This window comes from Streptomyces sp. NPDC031274 (assembly GCF_055570235.1).
The window spans coordinates 50,093-68,991 of record NZ_JBVIHP010000002.1; the positions used below are offsets into that span (position 1 = coordinate 50,093).

Genomic DNA, 18,899 nt, shown 5'->3' on the forward strand with positions numbered 1-18,899 from the left:
GCGCAGCCATCCTCCCCAGATCCCGCCCCTGCCCCCGCCCCCGCCAAGGGCCCGCAACAGACTTCACGGAGACACGGACATGACCGAAAGCACGACCATCCGCTGGGAAATGGACGCCACCGGCATCCTCACCCTCGTCCTGGACGACCCCAACCAGTCCGCGAACACCATGAACCAGGGGTTCAAGGACTCCATCGCGGCGATCGCCGAACGCGCGGAGGCCGAGAAGGACTCCATCCGCGGCATCATCTACACCTCCGCCAAGAAGACCTTCTTCGCGGGCGGTGACCTGAAGGACATGATGCGGGCAGGGCCCGAGAACGCGCAGGACGCGTTCCAGGCGGGCGTCGCCATCAAGTCCTCCCTGCGCCGCATCGAGACCCTGGGCAAGCCGGTCGTCGCCGCCATCAACGGCGCGGCCCTGGGCGGCGGTTACGAGATCGCCCTGGCCAGCCACCACCGCGTCGCGCTCGACGCACCGGGGTCCAAGATCGGCCTGCCCGAGGTCACCCTGGGCCTGCTCCCGGCGGGCGGCGGCGTGACCCGCACCGTGCGCCTCATGGGTATCGCCGACGCGCTCCTCAAGGTGCTTCTCCAGGGCACCCAGTACTCCCCGAAGCGCGCCCTGGAGAACGGCCTCGTCCACGAAGTGGCGGCCACCCGCGAAGAGATGATCGAGAAGGCCCACGCCTTCATCGACGCCAACCCCGAGTCGCAGCAGCCCTGGGACAAGCCGGGCTACCGCATCCCCGGCGGCACCCCCGCCAACCCGAAGTTCGCGGCGAACCTGCCCGCCTTCCCCGCCAACCTCAAGAAGCAGACGAACGGCGCCCCCTACCCGGCCCCGCGCAACATCCTCGCGGCCGCCGTCGAGGGCTCCCAGGTCGACTTCGAGACCGCGCTGACCATCGAGGCCCGGTACTTCACCGAGCTGGTCACGGGCCAGACCGCGAAGAACATGATCCAGGCGTTCTTCTTCGACCTCCAGGCCGTCAACTCCGGTGCCAACCGGCCCAAGGGCATCGAGACACGCAAGGTCCGCAAGGCCGCCGTCCTGGGCGCCGGAATGATGGGCGCGGGCATCGCCTACTCGTGCGCCCGCGCGGGCATCGAGGTCGTCCTCAAGGACGTCTCCGCCGAAGCCGCGGCCAAGGGCAAGGCCTACTCCGAGAAGCTGTGCGCCAAGGCGGTGCAGCGAGGGCGTACGACCCAGGAGAAGGCCGACGCGCTGCTCGCCCGCATCACGCCGACCGCCGACCCGCAGGACCTCGCGGGCTGCGACGCCGTGATCGAGGCCGTCTTCGAGGACACCACTCTCAAGCACAAGGTGTTCCAGGAGATCCAGGACGTCATCGAGCCGGACGCGCTGCTCTGCTCCAACACCTCGACGCTGCCGATCACCCAGCTCGCCGAGGGCGTCACGCGGCCCGTCGACTTCATCGGCCTGCACTTCTTCTCGCCCGTCGACAAGATGCCGCTCGTCGAGATCATCAAGGGCGAGCGGACCGGGGACGAGGCTCTCGCCCGCGCCTTCGACCTCGTACGCCAGATCAACAAGACGCCGATCGTCGTCAACGACTCGCGCGGCTTCTTCACCTCGCGCGTCATCGGGCACTTCATCAACGAAGGCGTCGCGATGGTCGGCGAGGGCATCGAGCCCGCGTCCATCGAGCAGGCGGCGGCCCAGGCGGGCTACCCGGCGAAGGTCCTCTCCCTGATGGACGAGCTGACCCTCACCCTGCCGCGCAAGATCCGCAACGAGACGAAGCGCGCTGTCGAGGAGGCCGGCGGCACCTGGGCCGGGCATCCGTCGGACTCCGTCATCGACCGCATGGTCGACGAGTTCGAGCGTCCCGGCAGGAGCGGGGGAGCGGGCTTCTACGAGTACGTGGACGGCAAGCGCGCCGGTCTCTGGCCGGGCCTGCGCGAGCACTTCACCAAGCCGGGAACCCAGATCCCGTTCGAGGACATGCAGGAGCGCATGCTCTTCTCCGAGGCGCTCGACACCGTGCGCCTGGTGGAGGAGGGCGTCCTGACGTCCGTCGCGGACGCCAACATCGGCTCCATCTTCGGCATCGGCTTCCCCGGCTGGACCGGTGGGGTGCTCCAGTACATCAACGGCTACGAAGGCGGCCTGCCCGGCTTCGTAGCACGCGCGCGTGAGCTGGCCGACCGCTACGGCGAGCGGTTCACGCCGCCCGCGCTGCTTGTCGAGAAGGCGCAGAACGGCGAGAAGTTCAGCGACAACTGACCGGCACGACCAGCACGACCGGCACGGGAGTGGCTCAGCTGTCCTTGAGCCACTCCCGCAGCTCCTCCTTGAGGGAGCGCTGGAACGCCGTCACCAGGGCCTGCACCACCATCGGCTGCATATGGGCCGACAGGGACCGCATCGCCGCCACGTGCTCCGGGTCCGACTCCCGCTCGCGGTAAGGGCCCCACACCTCGTCACGGAAGAGGCGGGACAGCTCGACGGCCGCCGAGCGGGTGTGCTCCATCAGGACCGTGCGCGCCGCCAGGATCGTCTCGTGCGCGATGGGTACGTCGAGCAGTTCCACGCCCAGGCGCAGCAGCCCCGGATCGACGCGATACGCCCCCGGGAACTCCGTCGGTGTGACGACGCCCATCGCCGAGAGCCGATCCAGGTCCGCGTCGGTGAGCGGGCGGCCCGCCCTGCGCTCCAGCTCCGCGCGGTCGGTGTCCTCGGCCGAGTCGGGGGCCCAGGAGGCCACCACCGCGCGGTGGATGGCGAGATCGTGGGCGCTCAGATCGTCCGGCAGCTGTTCCAGATACCGCTCGATCGCGGCCAGCGTCATGCCCTGGTGCTGCAACTCCTCGATGAGACCGAGCCGGGACAGATGCTCCTCTCCGTAGTGACCGACCCGGCGCGGGCCGATCACGGGCGGCGGAAGCAGGCCCTTGGTGCTGTAGAAGCGGATGGTGCGGACGGTGACGCCCGCGCGCGCGGCCAGTTCGTCGACCGTGAGCGTCGGCTCGTCGGTGTCCGACGTCCTCGTCATCGTCATGGCAGCGCATCGCCTCCCCAGTCGTGTACCGGTGGTCGCGCACCAACGGTCGTACACCGATGGATGTGGACCAACGGTCGTGCACCGATGGTGTGCACCGATCAGGTGCAACAGTATTGCTGTCTCACCACTGTTGTGAAAGCGTCCCGGCCAGTCACTTGCTTCGTCGATGACGCCAGGAGGCGGTCATGACCACGATCCTGCGACTCCCCGGGGAACCCGCCGACATCACGCTCCCCGCCCTGCTGCTGCGCAACGCCGAGGACCACGGCGACCGCCCCGCACTCTCCTGGCGCACCACCCCCGAAGGGGAGTGGACGACACTGACCTGGCACGAAGCACGCCGCAAGGTTTCCGTTCTGGCAGCCGGGTTCACGGCGCTCGGTGTGCGGCGCGGCGAACACGTCCTCATGATGATGGGCAACCGCCCCGAACACTGGCTGAGCGATCTCGCCCTCGTGCACCTCGGTGCCGTCCCCGTCACCGTGTACGGCACATCGGCCCCCGAGCAGATCGCGCACATCGCCAGACACAGCCGCGCCCGCTTCGCGATCGTCGAGGGCGCCCGCGAACTCGCCCGCTGGGAACCCCTCCTGACGGACGAGGAAGCCCCGTTGGAGCGCCTGGTGGTCGTCGACGCGGCCGATGCGGGCCCACACCGCACGTACGGCTCCCTGCACGCCACAGGCAGCCGCCTCTTCGCCCCGGACGCCTTCGAGAAGGCCTGGCGCGAGTCCCGGTCCGACGATCCGCTCACCGTCGTCTACACGTCGGGCACCACCGGCGACCCCAAGGGCGTGCGCATCACCCACCGCAACGTCGTCCTCAACGGCGTCGCCCTGGACGCCGTCGTCGAGCTCCCCGACTTCGTGGACCACATCAGCTACCTCCCCTTCGCCCACGTCGCGGAGCGCATGCTCGGCATCTACCTGCCGGTGTTCCGCGCCTCGCACGTGCACCTGTGCGCGGATCCGAGCGCCGTCGCCGCGACCGCGCGCGAGCTGCGGCCCGCGCAGTTCTTCGGGGTCCCGCGCGTGTGGGAGAAGCTCGCCGCGTCCGTACGGGCCGTGCTCGCCGGACTTCCGGAGCAGCAGCGGGAGGCCATCGAAGCCGCGAACGAGACGACACGCGCGCGCGTGGAGTACGTCGAGCGCGGCGAGGACCCGCCGGCCGACCTGGAGCGGGCGTATCGCGAGGCCAAGGAGAAGACCCTCGACCCGCTGCTCTCCCTGGCCGGATTCGACCGACTGGTGTGGACCGCGAGCGCGGCGGCGTCGATGCCGCTGGACGTCGTGCGCTTCTGGTCGGGCTTCGGCATCGTGATCATGGACGCGTGGGGTCTGACGGAGACGACCGGGGTCGTCACCATCAACACCCCGGGCGCCTTCCGGCTCGGCTCGGTGGGCAGGCCCCTGGACGGCCTTGAGGTCCGCACCACCGACGACGGCGAGATCCTGGTGCGCGGCGCGACGGTCTTCGACGGCTATCTCCTGCCCGACGGCTCCGTCGAGTCGGCCTGCGACGCGGACGGCTGGTTCGCCACCGGCGACGTCGGGCGGATCGACGAGGACGGCTACCTCTGGCTCACCGACCGCAAGAAGGAACTGATCGTGACGTCGACGGGCAAGAACGTCTCGCCCGTACTCGTCGAGAACACCCTCAAGGAGCACCCCCTCATAGGGCAGGCCCTCGTCCACGGCGACGGCCGCTCCTACCTGGTGGCGCTGCTCGTCCTGGACACGGAGATGGCCCCTGTGTGGGCCGCCGCCCGGGGGATCACCGGTGACCTGATGGCGAGCGAGGCCGTGCGGGAGGAGATCGCGCGGTCCGTCGACGCGGCCAACGCACGCCTCAACCGCACCGAGCAGATCAAGCGCTACCGGCTCCTGGGGGAGGAGTGGGGCCCCGAGACCGGGGAGCTGACACCGTCCCTGAAGCTGCGCCGCAGGGTCATCCGGGAGAAGTACGGGGACGCCATCAACGGGCTGTACACCCCGTGACGCACTCGGTGACGCACCCCGTGATCCATCGGCTCTACACCTTGTGATCATCGTGTGTACACCCCCCGCCCACCATGTGAGAAGTGCCGCTATGTGACGTGCGCCACCGCATGCCCGGCGATCTCTGGGGGAAGGTGTCGCGTCGGTCCACGCACGTCAGGGGTGTCGTGGACCGGAGTACATCCGGACACCGGAGTTTTCCGGGCACCAGAGAGTAGACCCCCCACGTGAGCAAGGAAGCCGTAGACACGGCCGCTGCGGACGCATCCCGCACAGATGCGTCCCAGGCCCCCGCGGACGCGGGCGACGCCGGTTACAGCAAGGACCTCAAGGCCCGTCACGTCAACATGATCGCGATCGGTGGCGCGATCGGAACTGGACTCTTTCTCGGTGCGGGCGGACGCCTGCACTCCGCGGGCCCCGCGCTCGCCGTCGCGTACCTCGTGTGCGGCATCTTCGCCTTCTTCGTCGTACGCGCCCTCGGCGAGATGGTCATCTACCGGCCGTCGTCGGGTTCGTTCGTCAGTTACGCGCGTGAGTTCCTCGGCGAGAAGGGCGCCTACGTCGCCGGTTGGATGTACTTCCTCAACTGGTCGACCACCGGCATCGCCGACATCACCGCGATCGCGCTCTACACGCACTACTGGAGCCTCTTCACCGACATCCCCCAGTGGGCGCTCGCGCTGATCGCCCTCGCCGTCGTCCTCGCGATCAACCTGATCTCGGTGAAGTACTTCGGCGAGATGGAGTTCTGGTTCGCGATCGTCAAGGTCGCGGCCCTGATCGCCTTCATGCTGATCGGCATATTCCTCCTCGTCACCCAGCACAAGGTCGGCGGCGAGACGCCCGGCATCAGCGTGATCACCGACAACGGCGGCTTCCTGCCGCACGGTCTGATGCCGGTCGTGATCGTCATGCAGGGCGTCGTCTTCGCGTACGCCTCGCTCGAACTGGTCGGCGTCGCGGCGGGCGAGACCGCCGAGCCGCAGAAGGTCGTCCCGCGCGCGGTGAACTCGATCATGTGGCGCGTGGGTCTCTTCTACGTCGGCTCCGTCGTCCTGCTCGCGCTGCTCTTGCCCGGATCGGTGTACTCGGCCGACCAGAGCCCGTTCGTGACGGTCCTCTCCAAGATCGGCGTTCCCGCGGCCGGTGACGTGATGAACCTCGTCGTCCTCACGGCGGCGATGTCGTCGCTGAACTCGGGTCTGTACTCCACGGGCCGCATCCTGCGCTCGATGGCGATGGCGGGTTCGGCGCCGAAGTTCACCGCGAAGATGAACAGGAGCCAGGTCCCCTACGGCGGCATCCTGCTCACCTCCGCGGTGTGCGTGCTCGGTGTCGGCCTGAATTTCCTCATGCCGAGCCAGGCCTTCGAGATCGTCCTGAACGTGGCGTCCCTGGGCATCATCAGTACCTGGGTGATCATCATGGTCTGTCACCTGGCGTTCGTCCGCCGCGCCAAGGAGGGTGTGATCACCCGGCCCGGCTTCCGGCTCCCCGGCAGCCCGGTCACGGAGATCGTCACGATCCTCTTCCTGCTCTCCGTGCTCGTCCTGATGTGGAAGGACCCCGAGATCGGGCGCAAGACGCTCTACCTCATCCCGCTCATCGGAGCGGCGCTCGTCGCCGGCTGGTACGGCATCCGCCGCAGGGTGGACCGCGAGACGACGGCCCTCACGAAGTAAGGGCCTGGAACAGCGGCCTGAAGCAGCGGCCTGAAGCGGCAGGTCAATGGCCACTGTCAGTGGCAGCGCCTACGGTGGCGTCATGTCGGAGATCACTTATGTCCGAGGTGACGCCACCGCGCCATGTGGCAAGGGCGTCAAGCTGATCGCCCATGTCTGCAACGACCTCGGGGGCTGGGGCAAGGGCTTCGTCGTCGCCGTGTCGCGCCGCTGGCCCGAGCCGGAGGCCGCGTACCGCCGGTGGCACCGCGAGCGCGCCAAGAACGACTTCGGCCTCGGTGCGGTCCAGTTCGTCGAGGTCTCTCGCCACACATGGGTGGCCAACATGATCGGCCAGCACGGCACGCGCACCGGCAGCAAGGGCGTCCCCGTGCGGTACGAGGCGATCGACACCGCCCTGGCCGCGCTCGCCGACAAGGCGGCCGAACTCGACGCCTCCGTGCACATGCCGCGCATCGGCTGCGGGCTCGCGGGCGGCAAGTGGTCCCGCGTCGAGCCGCTGATAGCCCGGCGCCTGGTGGAGCGGGGGATCGCGGTGACGGTGTACGACTTCGGAGACTGAGCCGCCCGCTCGTACGGCCGCCCGCCTCTCTGGCCTCGTGTGGCGGGAATCACGCAACTGCCCTACAGGCGTGCGTTGTTGTGCACGGATGAGCGGGTAGATCGGCTGCATGCAGCTCATTCCCATGCCGTTAGGGCCGATCAACCCGGATGTCGAGCATCTCGTAGTCGGAGCCGTGCTGTTCGGTCCCCTCTACTTCCTCGTCAGGCGCATGATCCTCCGCCTCAACCGCGTACTCGAGGAGCGCGCCACGCTCCTCGAAGGGGTGACCGGCGGACCGGGGGCGGAACTGCGGCGCGAGGCCGAGCGGATACGCGCCGAGCACGAGGCGACGCTGGCCGAGGCCCGCCGCGAGGCCGCGCAGGTGCGCCAGCGGGCCAGGGAGGAAGGCGCCGCCCTGATCGCCGCCGCCCGTGAGGACGGCGTGCGCGAACGCGACGAGGTCCTTGCGGTCGGCAAGGACAGGATCGAGGCCGAGCGCACGTCGGCGGAGATCGAACTGCGGCTCCAGGTGTCGGAGTTGGCTTCGGCGCTGGCGAGCAGGATCGTGGGGGAGCCCCTCGGGGCCGCGTCGGGTTCCGGCCGCTAGGGGTCTGTCGCCTGGGCCTGTCGCCAACCTCCCGCCGTCCGGCCCGGTGGTCTGGCGCCCAGGCCGTTGTCACGTCACGCTCGCACCATGGAACTCATGGTGCCGGTCAAAGACGGCGAGGTCTGGGCGGAGGACTCGGGAGGACCGGGAAGCTCGGCAGGACCGGCAGGACCGGCAGGACCGGCAGGACCGGGAGGACTGGGAGGCTCGGGACGACCGGGAGGCTCGGCAGGGCCGGTAGGTTCCGGCGCTGACGCCCTGCCGCTGGTCCTGCTGCACCCCGGAGTCGCGGACTCCCGCGTCTGGGACGGGATCCTGCCGCGTCTCACGCGGGAGCGCCGGGTCATCCGCTACGACGCGCGGGGGTACGGCAGATCGCCCGCCCCCACCGCGTCGTTCTCGCTCGTCGAGGACCTGATCGCGGTCCTCGACCACTTCCACGTCCCCCGGGCGTTCATCGCGGGATCCAGCATGGGCGGCACCACGGCCATCGGCCTCGCGCTCGGCGACCCGGCCCGGGTGGCGGGGCTCACCCTGCTGGTCCCCGGCATCACCGGCAACCCGGACTTCCTCATGGCGGAGTTCACGGCCGAGGTGGTCAGGCTCGGGCAGGCGGGCGACATGGACGGCATCGTGGCCCTGGTGAAGCGCACGTCGGCCGCCGCGGGCACCGGGGACGACTCCGAGGCGGAGGCGCTCATCAGGGCGGTGATCCCGGCCTGGTTCGCCGTTCAACCCCACCACGTGCCCGACCCGCCCGCCTTCGACCGGCTCGGCGAGCTCACCGTGCCGTGTGTGCTCGCCCTGGGGGAGCACGACGACCCCGAGGTGGTCCGCTGCAACGAGGAGATGGCGGCACGCATCCCGGGCTGCCGGCTCGTGCGGCTGCGGGACAGCGACCACTTCCCGACCCTGCGGGAGCCGGAGGCGGTCGCGGACATCATCCTCGAGTCATACGGGCCCACGAGGTAGCTCCCGCCCACCCCGAACGTGGGCGGGCGGGAGAGATCCGCCGCGAGGCGGCGGCCCACTGTCAGTCGTCAGTGATCGTGCACACCGTTCGTCGCGGCGATCGACTTCCACGACTTCGGCTTGGCAGCCGACCCCGCAGCGGCGGACCGGGCGATCCCCGCCCCCTTCGCGGCAGGCGCGTCCGGCCGCGAAGGCTGGAAGAGCCACGCGTCGAAGAGCGAAGCGAGAGGCTTCTTGGAGACCTTCTCCGCGTACTTCACGAAGTCACTGACCTTCGCGTTCCCGTACGCGTGCTCCTTGGGCCACCCCTTGAGAATCGCGGAGAAGGACTTTTCACCGACCTCGTTGCGCAGCGCCTGCAGGGCCAGCGCCCCACGGTCGTACACGGCGATGTCGAACTGGTTCTCCGGGCCCGGGTCGCCCGGCTTGACCTTCCAGAACGGGTCGTCGGCGGGGTGCTGGGCGTACACGTAGTCCGCCAGTTCCTGCGCCGTACCCTCGCCCTCCTTCTCCGACCACAGCCACTGGCTGTAGCGCGCGAAGCCCTCGTTGACCCAGATGTCCTTCCAGCCGTCGACCGACACGCTGTCGCCGTACCACTGGTGGGCCAGCTCATGCACCACGACGGACACGTTCGCCCCGTTGGCGAACTGCTTCGGGCTGTAGAACGGCCGCGTCTGCGTCTCCAGGGCGAAGCCGCTCGTCACGTTCGGGACGTAACCGCCCAGGGCGTTGAACGGGTACTTGCCGAAGACCGTCTCCAGCCACTCCGTGACCTCGGCCGACCGCTCGATGCTCGCCCGCGCGGCCCCCGCGTTGTCGCCGAGGTCCTTGCTGTAGGCGTTCAGGACGGGCAGACCGTCCGCGGTCTTGTCCGTCGTGATGTCGAACTTGCCGACGGCGAGCGTCGTCAGATAGCTGGCCTGCGGCTTGTTCGAGCGCCAGTTGAAGCGCGTCCAGCCGAGCTTCGAACTCTGCGACTGCAGTACGCCGTTGGAGATGGCCTGCGAGCCGTCCGGCACGGAGACCGAGACGTCGTACGTCGCCTTGTCGAGCGGGTGGTCGTTGGACGGGAACCACCAGGCGGCCGAGTCGGGCTCCTGCGCGGCCACGCCGCCGTCCGGCGTCCGTGCCCACGCCGTGAAGCCGTTGATCTTCACCTCGGACGGCTTGCCCGCGTACCGCACGACGACGGTGATCGGCGTGCCCTTGGGCAGGCCGGCCGCCGGAGTGATCTCCAGCTCCTGCTCGCCGGACTTCTTGAAGGCCGCCTTCTTGCCGTTGACGCGCACCTCGCTGACCTTCAGGCCGAGATCGAGGTTGAAGCGGGAGAGATCCTGCGTCGTGGTGGCGTTGAGGGTCGCCGTGCCCTCGAGCAGGTCGGTCTTCGGCTGGTACTTCAGGCGCAGGTCGTAGTGCGACACGTCGTAGCCGCCGTTGCCGCTCGCCGGGTAATAGGGATCGCCGATACCCGGCGCCCCGGGGGAGAAGTCGGCGGCCGATGCCGGGATCGCCAGCAGCAGAGAGGCCGCGAGCGCGCCCGGGGCGATGAGTCTGCGGTGCACAAGAGCTCCAAGTCGTAGGGGCACATCGGTAGATGAGTCCGACAATGAATCCGACCCTATTGAGCCCGGTGGCCACGCGTCATGTCCATGGTCGCTCCTGTCACACGATCGCCATTCGGCCGACATGTGCCAAAACGCCCCATGAGCCTGTCGTCGCCGCGTATCGCCCTCTGTCGCGCGGGAGTTGACCCGTGTACCTTCCGCGCCATGCCGATACGTGCGCGCCGCACGCGCTTCATCTGGAGATCACTGCTCACGGCGGCCCTTGCCGCCCTGTTGGCCACGCTTGTGGCCCCGGGAGCCGCCCAAGGGGCGCCGAACGCCCCACGCGAGAGCAAGCCCGTCTACTCGTACGAGAGTGCGATCCGCGAATCCGTCTGGGTCGACACGAAGATCGACGGCGACGGCGACGGGAAGTCCGACCGCGTCGCCGTCGACATCGTCCGGCCCCGCGAACCCGCACAGCGGGGGCGGAAGATCCCCGTGATCATGGATGCCAGCCCGTACTACTCCTGCTGCGGGCGCGGCAACGAGAGCCAGAAGAAGACGTACGACGCGGACGGCAACCCTGTCCAGTTCCCGCTCTACTACGACAACTACTTCGTGCCCCGCGGCTATGGATTCGTCGCCGTCGACCTCGCAGGGACGAACCGCTCCGACGGCTGTGTGGACGTCGGGGGCCGCTCCGACATCCAGTCCGCCAAGGCCGTCGTCGACTGGCTGAACGGCCGGGCCCACGGCTACACCACCCGCACCGGTGGCAAGAGCGCCAAGGCGTCCTGGACGACCGGCGCGACCGGAATGATCGGCAAGAGCTACGACGGCACGATCGCGCAGGGCGTGGCCGCCACTGGAGTGCGAGGTCTCAAGACCATCGTGCCGATCGGTGCGATCTCCTCCTGGTACGACTACTACTTCGCCAAGGGCGCCCCGCTCTACGACAGCGGCCCCGAGTGGCTCTCGGACTACGTGGAGAGCCCGGAGGCGCGCACCCGCTGCGGCGCCGTACAGAAACGACTTGTCGACGAAGCGCCCCGCACCGGCGACTGGACCCGGCTGTGGAGCGAGCGCGACTACACCCCGGACGCGGACAAGGTGAAGGCCAGCGTCTTCGCCGTGCACGGCATGCAGGACCTGAACGTCCGCACGAAGCACCTCGGCCAGTGGTGGGACGCCCTCGCCGACGCGGGCGTCGACCGCAAGGTGTGGCTCAGCCAGACCGGTCACGTCGACCCCTTCGACTTCCGCCGGAGCGACTGGGTGCGCACCCTGCACCGCTGGTTCGACCACGAGCTCCTCGGCTACGACAACGGCATCGACCGCGAGCCGATGGCCGACATCGAGCGCTCCCCCGGACAGTGGACCACCGACCGCGTCTGGCCCCCGCGCGCCACGGACACCGTGAAGCTCCGCCCCGGCAAGGGGACTTCACCCGGCGTCGGCACCCTCACCACGCGCCCCGGCACCGGCAGCGAGACCTTCACCGACGACCCGAAGCTGAGCGAGACCGACTGGGCCGCGCAGATCGACACCTCGACGCCGTCCAAGGCCGGGTTCATCAGCAAGCCCCTGGGCAGCGACCTGCGTCTGTCGGGCTCATCCGAGGTGACCGTCACCGTGACCCCGACCACCCGCACCGCCCACCTCTCCGCCGTCCTCGTCGACCTCGGCCCCGCCACCATCCGCGACTACGCGGGCGCCGGCGAGGGCATCAGCACGCTCCCCGAACGCACCTGCTGGGGCCCGAGCACCGACGGCGACAGCTCCTGCTACAAGGAGACCGCGGCGAAGACCGCCGACGTCGACTACACGGTCTTCAGCCGCGGCTGGGCCGACCTGGGCAACTGGGCCGACGACCACAAGGGCCGCCCCCTCACGCCGGGCAAGCCGCACACCATCACCCTCGACCTGGCCGCGAGCGACCACGTCGTACCGAAGGGGCACCGGCTCGCCCTGATCGTCGCGGGCACGGACAAGGACCTCATCGATCCCCCCGTCGACACCCCGACGCTCGCCATCGACCTGTCCCGTACGTCGGCGAAGGTCCCGCTGGTCGGCGGCGCCGACGCGTTCCGCACCACCAAGACCGTCACCCCCCGCGAGTCCCGTCTCGACGGCGTGGCCCCGCCGCGTCCGATCCGCCCCGTCCCCGGAGGCAGCACTTCATGAGACCCCGCACCGGCCTCACACCCCGCGTCCGCACCCTGGCGCTCGCCTGCGCCACGGCCGCGCTCGCCGCTCCGCTCCTGACCGTGCCCGCGCAGGCCACGTCGACCCCGCCGCGCACCGGATTCGAGGAGACCGACGGCGCTCGCTGGACCAGCCAGCCCGAGGAGCAGAAGTTCCTCGCGGCCATCGACAAGGCGACCGACCGGGTCTCCGTCTCCCGCATCGGCACCACCAAGCAGAACCGGCCCGTCCAACTGGTCCGCATCGGCGAACGCCCCACGAAGAACACGGTGTTGCTGATCTGCAGCCAGCACGGCGACGAGCCGTCGGGCCGTGACGCGTGTCTGTCGACCATCCGCGACCTGGCGTACGCGAAGGACGAGAAGACCCGGAAGTTCCTCTCCCGCACCACGCTCCTCGTCGTTCCCACCGCCAACCCGGACGGCCGCGCCGCCGACACCCGCGGCAACTCCGACGGCGTCGACATCAACCGCGACCACATCTCCCTGAAGACCGCGGAGGCCCGCGCCATGGCCGCCGTCATCCGTGACCGGCAGCCCGACTCCATCTACGACCTGCACGAGTACGGAGCGACCCCGAAGTACTACGACAAAGACCTGTTCGACCTGTGGCCGCGCAACCTCAACACCGACGAGGCGGTGCACAAGGAGGCGCAGACCCTCTCCGAGGCGTACGTCAGGCCCGCCGCCAACAGAGCGGGCCACACGACGGGGACGTACGGGATCTGGACCGATCCCGTGACCGGTGACCCGATCAAGCAGACCGCGGGCGACGGTCAGGAGCGCATCCTGCGCAACGTCTCCGGCATCAAGCACGCGGCGGGACTGCTCATCGAGAGCCGTGTCGATCCCCTCAGCGACGCCGAGAAGAAGGACGAGGCGCTGAACAACCGGCGCCGCGTGAAATCCCAACTCTCCGCTCTTGGAGGCCTGTTCGCCTACACCGACGAGCGGCGCGGTCAGTTGGAGGCGGCAACCGGTGCGTCCCGCCTCGAAGGCTTCCGCGACCGTGGGCCCATCTATGTCGGCGGCGCGGACAACGACCCCGCCGAACCGGCCGAAGTGATCCAGGACCCGCCCTGCGGCTACCGGCTCGACGCCGCCCAGTACGGCGACGTCAAGGACGAACTCGCGCTGCACGGAGTCAAGGTCAGGCGGGACGGCGCGGGCGCCTACGTACCGATGCGGCAGTCCGCACGCGCTCTCGTGCCGCTGCTTCTCGACGAGCGTGCGACGTACCACCTCGTCGCGGGTTCACCCGACACCCGCTGTTGAGTAGTTGATAGGTGCGTCACATGTGGTACTGGGTAGCGGAGCACAGAGACCGTACGAATGAGAGACCGTGAGAGGTGCACTTGTGACGCAAGACCAACATAAAGCGGACGACGGCGGGGGAGGGGACGGGCACCTCATGCACGCCGCTCACGGCGGCAGCCATCCCCAGACCGACCGCATCGTCTTCGGTGTGACCGCCGTGCTCACCCTGGCCTTCGTGGTCTGGGGCGCCGTCGCCACGGACTCGCTCGAGAGCGCCTCGACGAAGATGCTCAACGGCCTGATCCACAACGGTGGCTGGGCCTTCATGCTGGCGGCCAGCGGATTCGTGGTCTTCGCGCTCTGGCTCGCCGTCAGCCGGTACGGGAAGATCACCCTCGGTGAGGAGGGCGAGGAGCCGGAGTTCCGCACCGTCTCCTGGGTCGCCATGATGTTCAGCGCCGGTATGGGCATCGGCCTGATGTTCTACGGCGTGAGCGAACCGCTCGCCCACTTCACCACGCCCCCGCCGGGCACCGATCCCGCCGACTCCGCGGCGAAGATGGAAACGGCGATGTCCACCACCCTCTTCCACTGGACGCTCCACCCATGGGCGATCTACGCGGTCGTGGGTCTCGCCATCGCGTACAGCACCTTCCGGCGCAAGCGCAGGCAGACCATCAGCGCCGTTTTCACGCCGCTCATCGGCGAGAAGCGCGCGAACGGCGCCTGGGGCAGGGTCATCGACATCATCGCCATCTTCGCGACGCTGTTCGGCTCCGCCGCGTCGCTCGGCCTCGGTGCCCTGCAGATCGGCAGCGGATTCGAGGTCCTCGACTGGATGGACAACGCGAGCACGGGTCTGCTCGTCTCCATCATCGCCGTCCTGACGGTGGCCTTCGTGGCCTCCGCCATCTCCGGTGTGGAGAAGGGCGTGCAGTGGCTCTCGAACATCAATATGGTGCTCGCGCTGCTGCTCGTCGTGTTCGTCTTCATCGCGGGCCCGACCGTCATCGTCCTCGACCTGGTGCCGACCTCGATCGGCGCCTACCTCGGCGATCTGCCCCAGCTGATCGGGCGCACCGAGGCGTCGAGCGGCAAGGGCGTGTCGGACTGGCTGGGCAGCTGGACGGTCTTCTACTGGGCCTGGTGGATCTCCTGGACGCCCTTCGTGGGCATGTTCATCGCCAGGATCAGCCGGGGCCGTACGATCCGTCAGTTCGTGGGCGGCGTCATCCTGGTGCCCAGCACCGTCAGCCTCATCTGGTTCGCCGTCTTCGGCGGAACGGCGATGAAGGCGAAGGAGGGCGGTGGTCTCGCTGACGCCTCGACCCCCGAGGGCCAGCTCTTCGGCCTGCTGCACGAGTATCCGATCGCCACGGGGACGAGCCTGCTCGTGATGATCCTCGTGGGTATCTTCTTCGTCTCGGGTGCCGACGCCGCGTCGATCGTGATGGGCACGCTCTCCCAGAAGGGAGCGCTCGAACCCGGCAAACTCGTGGTCGTGTTCTGGGGCGTCGTGACCGGGGCCGTGGCGGCGATCATGCTGCTCATCGGTGACGGATCGGGTAACGCCCTGACGGGCCTGCAGAATCTGACGATTCTCGTCGCCGCGCCGTTCGTGATCGTGATGATCGGGATGTGTGTGGCGCTGATGCGGGACCTGCGCCACGACCCGCTGATCGTCCGGGGCGAGCACGGCACGGAGGCCGTCGAGAAGGCCGTGATCGCGGGCCACGAGCAGTACGACGGTGACTTCGAGATCCGCATCGGCCCGAGCGAGAACGGGGACGAGGAGGACAGCGGGGCCACGAAGGTCTGACCTCGCTCCACTCTGCTCTACTCTGCTCCACTTCGCTCCACTTTCAGGAGGCGGCCGCTTCGTTCGCGAAGCGTGCCGCCTCCTGCGTGTGCCCCGGCGTCCAGCCGCGTCTCGTCCTGTACGCCATCGACCACGCGTACGCCCTTCTTTGCCGCCGGTGTCGTCAACTCCGCTTTCGGGACAGGTGGTTGGAGCGACCACTCACCGGCCGGTGCCCCCGGTTCGACGAGAACACAGCGGAATGAGGCATGCCGTGCTCACATCACCGCGCAGATGGGGATACTCACACCATGTCTGCCGAATACGCGACTTTCGGTCTGGCGCCGGCCATGCGCGCCGGTGGAGTTCACGCCAACGGTGACTACCAAGTCCACCGGGATTTCGTCGACTTCATCGTGAACGGGCGCCCGCTGCTGTTCCAGCTCTCCGACCTCGACGCCGTCTCCCCACTCGCCTCCGACGTACCACCCGCGATCTTCACCCACCATGTACGCGGACTCCTCCTGGAGACGGAAGCACCCCTGATCGACGACCGGCACGTCATCTACGGATGTCCCGAGTGCGAAGGCCTGGAGTGCGGGGCGGTCACGGCGGTCATCGAGCGGGCACCGGACGGCACCGACGCCTACGTATGGCGGGACTTCGCCTGGCAGACGGCCGAGCGAGCCGACCTCGAACTCAACGGCTACCACGGCATAGGGCCCTTCCGCTTCGACGGCGCCGAATACCGCGAGGCGCTGCTCCAACTGCTGGCACAAGGCGAACCCGCGGCGCGTCGCAGGGTGCTCCTGATCGGCGCCCGCGTCGCCGTCCTGGCCAAGCTCGCGGCGGCGCTGCGCACGATCGGTGTCGGCGCCGATATCGCGGCGGACGCGGCGGGCGTGCCGCCGGACGAGCTGCGGACGTACGGGGCCGTCGCTTTCGGGCAGGCCGTCCCGGCGGACACACGCGACGGAGTGCGCGCGGCGTTCGACACGGCGGGGATCCAGGTCGCGTACGTCGACGGCCTGGCCCCGATCGTTCCGCTGCTGGTCGCGCAGATAGAACATGCCCTGGACCAGAGCCCGTCGGAGCAGCGTCGCCTGACGCGGCTGGCAGCGGTGGACGGCACGGCGGACGTCGAGACCACGTCGACCTGCCGGGTAAAGATCATCGCCTACCGTCTCGACCGGCTCTGGCGCACCCAGATCCACGAGGTGTTCGACGGCGTCCTCGAGCCGGGGGAGCACCGCATCACGCTGGACGCGAAGGCGACGAAGGGGGAGTCGTTCGTGGTCGCACGGACGACGGGCAGTGTTCTGGTGGCGCCGATAGTGCGGTAGCCAAGCCCGTGCTGTGTCGGGGGCCGCCGCCAGTGAGGTGGCCCGTGCTTCCCGGGGCCGCCGCCGGTGCGCAAGCCCGTGCCGCCCGCGATCGCCGCCAGTGCGCAAGTCCGTGCCGCCCGGGGCCGCCGCCAGTGCGCAAGCCCGTGCCGCCCGAGGCCGCCGCCAGTGCGCAAGCCTGTGCCGCCCGCGGACGCCGGACCCGGGCCATGCTGCCGGACGAGCCGCCCCGGACCTCGCCTAAACTCGACCCCCTGATGACCGCAACCCTCGTCGCCAAGAATCTCGCCGCCGGCCACGGCGACCGCTCCCTCTTCTCCGCCCTGGAGCTTGTCGTCGCCCCCGGCGACGTCATCGGCCTGGTCGGCGCCAACGGCGCCGGCAAGTCGACCCTGCTCCGCCTCCTCGCGGGCCTTGACACCCCGGAGACCGGCGAGCTGCGCCTCTCCCCGCCCGGCGCGTCCGTTGGCCACCTCCCCCAGGAGCCCGAGCGCCGCCCCGGCGAGTCCGTCCGCGGCTTCCTGGCCCGCCGCACCGGCGTCGAAGAGGCCCAGCGGACCATGGACGAGGCCACCCAGGGCCTGGTCGACGGCACCCCGGGCGCGGACGACGCGTACGCGCTGAGCCTGGAGCGCTGGCTGGCGCTCGGCGGCGCCGACCTGGACGAGCGGTCCGAGGAGGTCGCGGCGTCGCTGGGCCTCGACATCAGCCTCGACCAGCCCATGACCTCCCTCTCCGGCGGCCAGGCCGCCCGCGCGGGCCTGGCGTCCCTCCTCCTCTCCCGCTACGACGTGTTCCTCCTTGACGAGCCGACCAACGACCTCGACCTGGCGGGCCTCGAACGCCTGGAGAGCTTCGTGCGCGGACTGCGCGCGGGCACGGTCGTCGTCAGCCACGACCGCGAGTTCCTCACCCGCACCGTCACCAAGGTCCTCGAACTCGACCTCGCCCAGCAGCAGATCAACCTCTACGGCGGCGGCTACGAGGCGTATCTGGAGGAGCGGGACGTCGCGCGCCGCCACGCACGCGACGAGTTCGACGAGTACGCCGACAAGAAGTCCGCCCTCGAGGGCCGCGCCCAGATGCAGCGGGGCTGGATGGACAAGGGCGTCAAGAACGCCCGCCGCAAGGCGGGCGACAACGACAAGATCGGCCGGAACTTCCGCAGCGAGGCCAGCGAGAAGCAGGCGGCCAAGGCGCGCCAGACGCAGCGCATGATCGAGCGGCTCGACGCCGTCGAGGAGCCCCGCAAGGAGTGGGAGCTGCACATGGAGATCGCGTCGGCGCCGCGCTCCGGCAGCGTCGTCGCCACCCTCCGCGACGCCGAGGTGCACCGCGGCGACTTCACGCTCGGGCCCGTGTCGCTGCAGATCGACTGGGCGGACCGGGTGGCGATCACCGGCGCGAACGGCTCGGGCAAGTCGACCCTGCTCGGGACCCTGCTGACCCGCATCCCCACCGACGCGGGCCACGCGGCCCTCGGCTCAGGGGTGCTCGTCGGCGAGGTGGACCAGGCCCGCGCGCTGTTCCACGGCCCGGAGTCGCTCCTTGACGCGTTCTGCGCGGCCGTACCCGACACCGAACCCGCCGAAGTGCGCACGCTGCTCGCCAAGTTCGGCCTGAAGGCGGCACACGTCCTGCGCCCGGCCGCCACGCTCTCCCCGGGGGAACGCACCCGCGCGGGCCTCGCGCTGCTCCAGGGCAGGGGCGTCAACCTCCTGGTGCTCGACGAGCCCACGAACCACCTCGATCTGCCCGCGATCGAGCAGCTGGAGTCGGCCCTCGACGCGTACGAGGGCACACTGCTCCTGGTGACGCACGACCGCAGAATGCTGGACGCCGTACGGGTCACGCGCCGTCTGGAGGTGACGGAGGGCAAGGTGACCGAGCTGTCACCCTGACCTCCGCCGACT

At 69.5% G+C, this 18,899-nt stretch carries 13 protein-coding genes; 11 read left to right on the forward strand and 2 right to left on the reverse strand.

The genetic code is table 11. The features are described 5' to 3' along the window. Positions 1-79 precede the first annotated feature (79 nt). A complete protein-coding gene (locus tag ACZ5CR_RS03215; RefSeq protein WP_468853081.1) occupies positions 80-2,251 on the forward strand; it encodes a 3-hydroxyacyl-CoA dehydrogenase NAD-binding domain-containing protein in 2,172 nt (723 codons plus the stop codon). Between the two features lie 34 nt (positions 2,252-2,285). On the opposite strand, the gene ACZ5CR_RS03220 is transcribed toward ACZ5CR_RS03215, so the two are convergent. Further along, positions 2,286-3,020, reverse strand: coding sequence for a MerR family transcriptional regulator (locus ACZ5CR_RS03220; protein WP_468853856.1), 735 nt, complete (start codon positions 3,018-3,020; stop codon positions 2,286-2,288). Between the two features lie 194 nt (positions 3,021-3,214). Between ACZ5CR_RS03220 and ACZ5CR_RS03225 the strand changes: the two genes are divergently transcribed. The 5 genes from ACZ5CR_RS03225 (at position 3,215) to ACZ5CR_RS03245 (ending at position 8,834) form a co-directional block, all read left to right on the forward strand. Continuing rightward, a complete protein-coding gene (locus ACZ5CR_RS03225; protein ID WP_468853084.1) occupies positions 3,215-5,026 on the forward strand; it encodes an AMP-dependent synthetase/ligase in 1,812 nt (603 codons plus the stop codon). Positions 5,027-5,253: 227 nt separating this feature from the next. Then, positions 5,254-6,711, forward strand: coding sequence for an amino acid permease (locus ACZ5CR_RS03230; RefSeq protein ID WP_468853086.1), 1,458 nt, complete (start codon positions 5,254-5,256; stop codon positions 6,709-6,711). Positions 6,712-6,793: 82 nt separating this feature from the next. Then, positions 6,794-7,273 (forward strand): macro domain-containing protein, encoded by a 480-nt coding sequence (locus ACZ5CR_RS03235; protein WP_468853088.1) that lies wholly within the window; start codon positions 6,794-6,796, stop codon positions 7,271-7,273. 109 nt (positions 7,274-7,382) lie between these two features. Beyond that, complete coding sequence (locus ACZ5CR_RS03240) at positions 7,383-7,862, forward strand: F0F1 ATP synthase subunit B family protein (protein WP_468853090.1); 480 nt, start codon at positions 7,383-7,385, stop codon at positions 7,860-7,862. An 87-nt stretch (positions 7,863-7,949) separates the two neighbouring features. Further along, the gene (locus ACZ5CR_RS03245) at positions 7,950-8,834 is read left to right on the forward strand and encodes an alpha/beta fold hydrolase (RefSeq protein ID WP_468853091.1); all 885 of its coding nucleotides are present in this window, start codon (positions 7,950-7,952) and stop codon (positions 8,832-8,834) included. A gap of 68 nt (positions 8,835-8,902) precedes the next feature. On the opposite strand, the gene ACZ5CR_RS03250 is transcribed toward ACZ5CR_RS03245, so the two are convergent. Beyond that, positions 8,903-10,399, reverse strand: coding sequence for a M1 family metallopeptidase (locus ACZ5CR_RS03250; RefSeq protein WP_468853092.1), 1,497 nt, complete (start codon positions 10,397-10,399; stop codon positions 8,903-8,905). A gap of 207 nt (positions 10,400-10,606) precedes the next feature. On the opposite strand from ACZ5CR_RS03250, the gene ACZ5CR_RS03255 reads away from it, so the two are divergent. The 5 genes from ACZ5CR_RS03255 (at position 10,607) to ACZ5CR_RS03275 (ending at position 18,887) form a co-directional block, all read left to right on the forward strand. Continuing rightward, a complete protein-coding gene (locus ACZ5CR_RS03255) occupies positions 10,607-12,568 on the forward strand; it encodes a Xaa-Pro dipeptidyl-peptidase (RefSeq protein WP_468853094.1) in 1,962 nt (653 codons plus the stop codon). After that, a complete protein-coding gene (locus tag ACZ5CR_RS03260; RefSeq protein WP_468853096.1) occupies positions 12,565-13,863 on the forward strand; it encodes a M14 family metallopeptidase in 1,299 nt (432 codons plus the stop codon). The genes ACZ5CR_RS03255 and ACZ5CR_RS03260 overlap by 4 nt, the downstream gene beginning before the upstream one ends. A gap of 136 nt (positions 13,864-13,999) precedes the next feature. Continuing rightward, positions 14,000-15,664 carry a BCCT family transporter gene (locus ACZ5CR_RS03265; RefSeq protein ID WP_468853098.1) on the forward strand — a complete coding sequence of 555 codons (1,665 nt, stop codon included), beginning with the start codon at positions 14,000-14,002 and terminating at the stop codon, positions 15,662-15,664. 290 nt (positions 15,665-15,954) lie between these two features. Next, positions 15,955-16,986, forward strand: a complete 1,032-nt coding sequence (locus ACZ5CR_RS03270) for an oxidoreductase (protein ID WP_468853099.1) — start codon at positions 15,955-15,957, stop codon at positions 16,984-16,986. 257 nt (positions 16,987-17,243) lie between these two features. Continuing rightward, positions 17,244-18,887, forward strand: a complete 1,644-nt coding sequence (locus tag ACZ5CR_RS03275) for an ABC-F family ATP-binding cassette domain-containing protein (protein ID WP_468853100.1) — start codon at positions 17,244-17,246, stop codon at positions 18,885-18,887. The last annotated feature ends 12 nt before the right edge of the window (positions 18,888-18,899 follow it).

What these genes read in the sequence shown, in the direction of transcription:
- ACZ5CR_RS03215 (WP_468853081.1), top strand. Translation starts at nt 80, where the DNA reads ATGACCGAAAGCACGACCATCCGCTGGGAAATGGACGCCACCGGCATC.
- ACZ5CR_RS03220 (WP_468853856.1), bottom strand. Translation starts at nt 3,020, where the DNA reads ATGACGAGGACGTCGGACACCGACGAGCCGACGCTCACGGTCGACGAA.
- ACZ5CR_RS03225 (WP_468853084.1), top strand. Translation starts at nt 3,215, where the DNA reads ATGACCACGATCCTGCGACTCCCCGGGGAACCCGCCGACATCACGCTC.
- ACZ5CR_RS03235 (WP_468853088.1), top strand. Translation starts at nt 6,794, where the DNA reads ATGTCGGAGATCACTTATGTCCGAGGTGACGCCACCGCGCCATGTGGC.
- ACZ5CR_RS03240 (WP_468853090.1), top strand. Translation starts at nt 7,383, where the DNA reads ATGCAGCTCATTCCCATGCCGTTAGGGCCGATCAACCCGGATGTCGAG.
- ACZ5CR_RS03245 (WP_468853091.1), top strand. Translation starts at nt 7,950, where the DNA reads ATGGAACTCATGGTGCCGGTCAAAGACGGCGAGGTCTGGGCGGAGGAC.
- ACZ5CR_RS03255 (WP_468853094.1), top strand. Translation starts at nt 10,607, where the DNA reads ATGCCGATACGTGCGCGCCGCACGCGCTTCATCTGGAGATCACTGCTC.
- ACZ5CR_RS03260 (WP_468853096.1), top strand. Translation starts at nt 12,565, where the DNA reads ATGAGACCCCGCACCGGCCTCACACCCCGCGTCCGCACCCTGGCGCTC.
- ACZ5CR_RS03265 (WP_468853098.1), top strand. Translation starts at nt 14,000, where the DNA reads ATGCACGCCGCTCACGGCGGCAGCCATCCCCAGACCGACCGCATCGTC.
- ACZ5CR_RS03270 (WP_468853099.1), top strand. Translation starts at nt 15,955, where the DNA reads ATGTCTGCCGAATACGCGACTTTCGGTCTGGCGCCGGCCATGCGCGCC.
- ACZ5CR_RS03275 (WP_468853100.1), top strand. Translation starts at nt 17,244, where the DNA reads ATGACCGCAACCCTCGTCGCCAAGAATCTCGCCGCCGGCCACGGCGAC.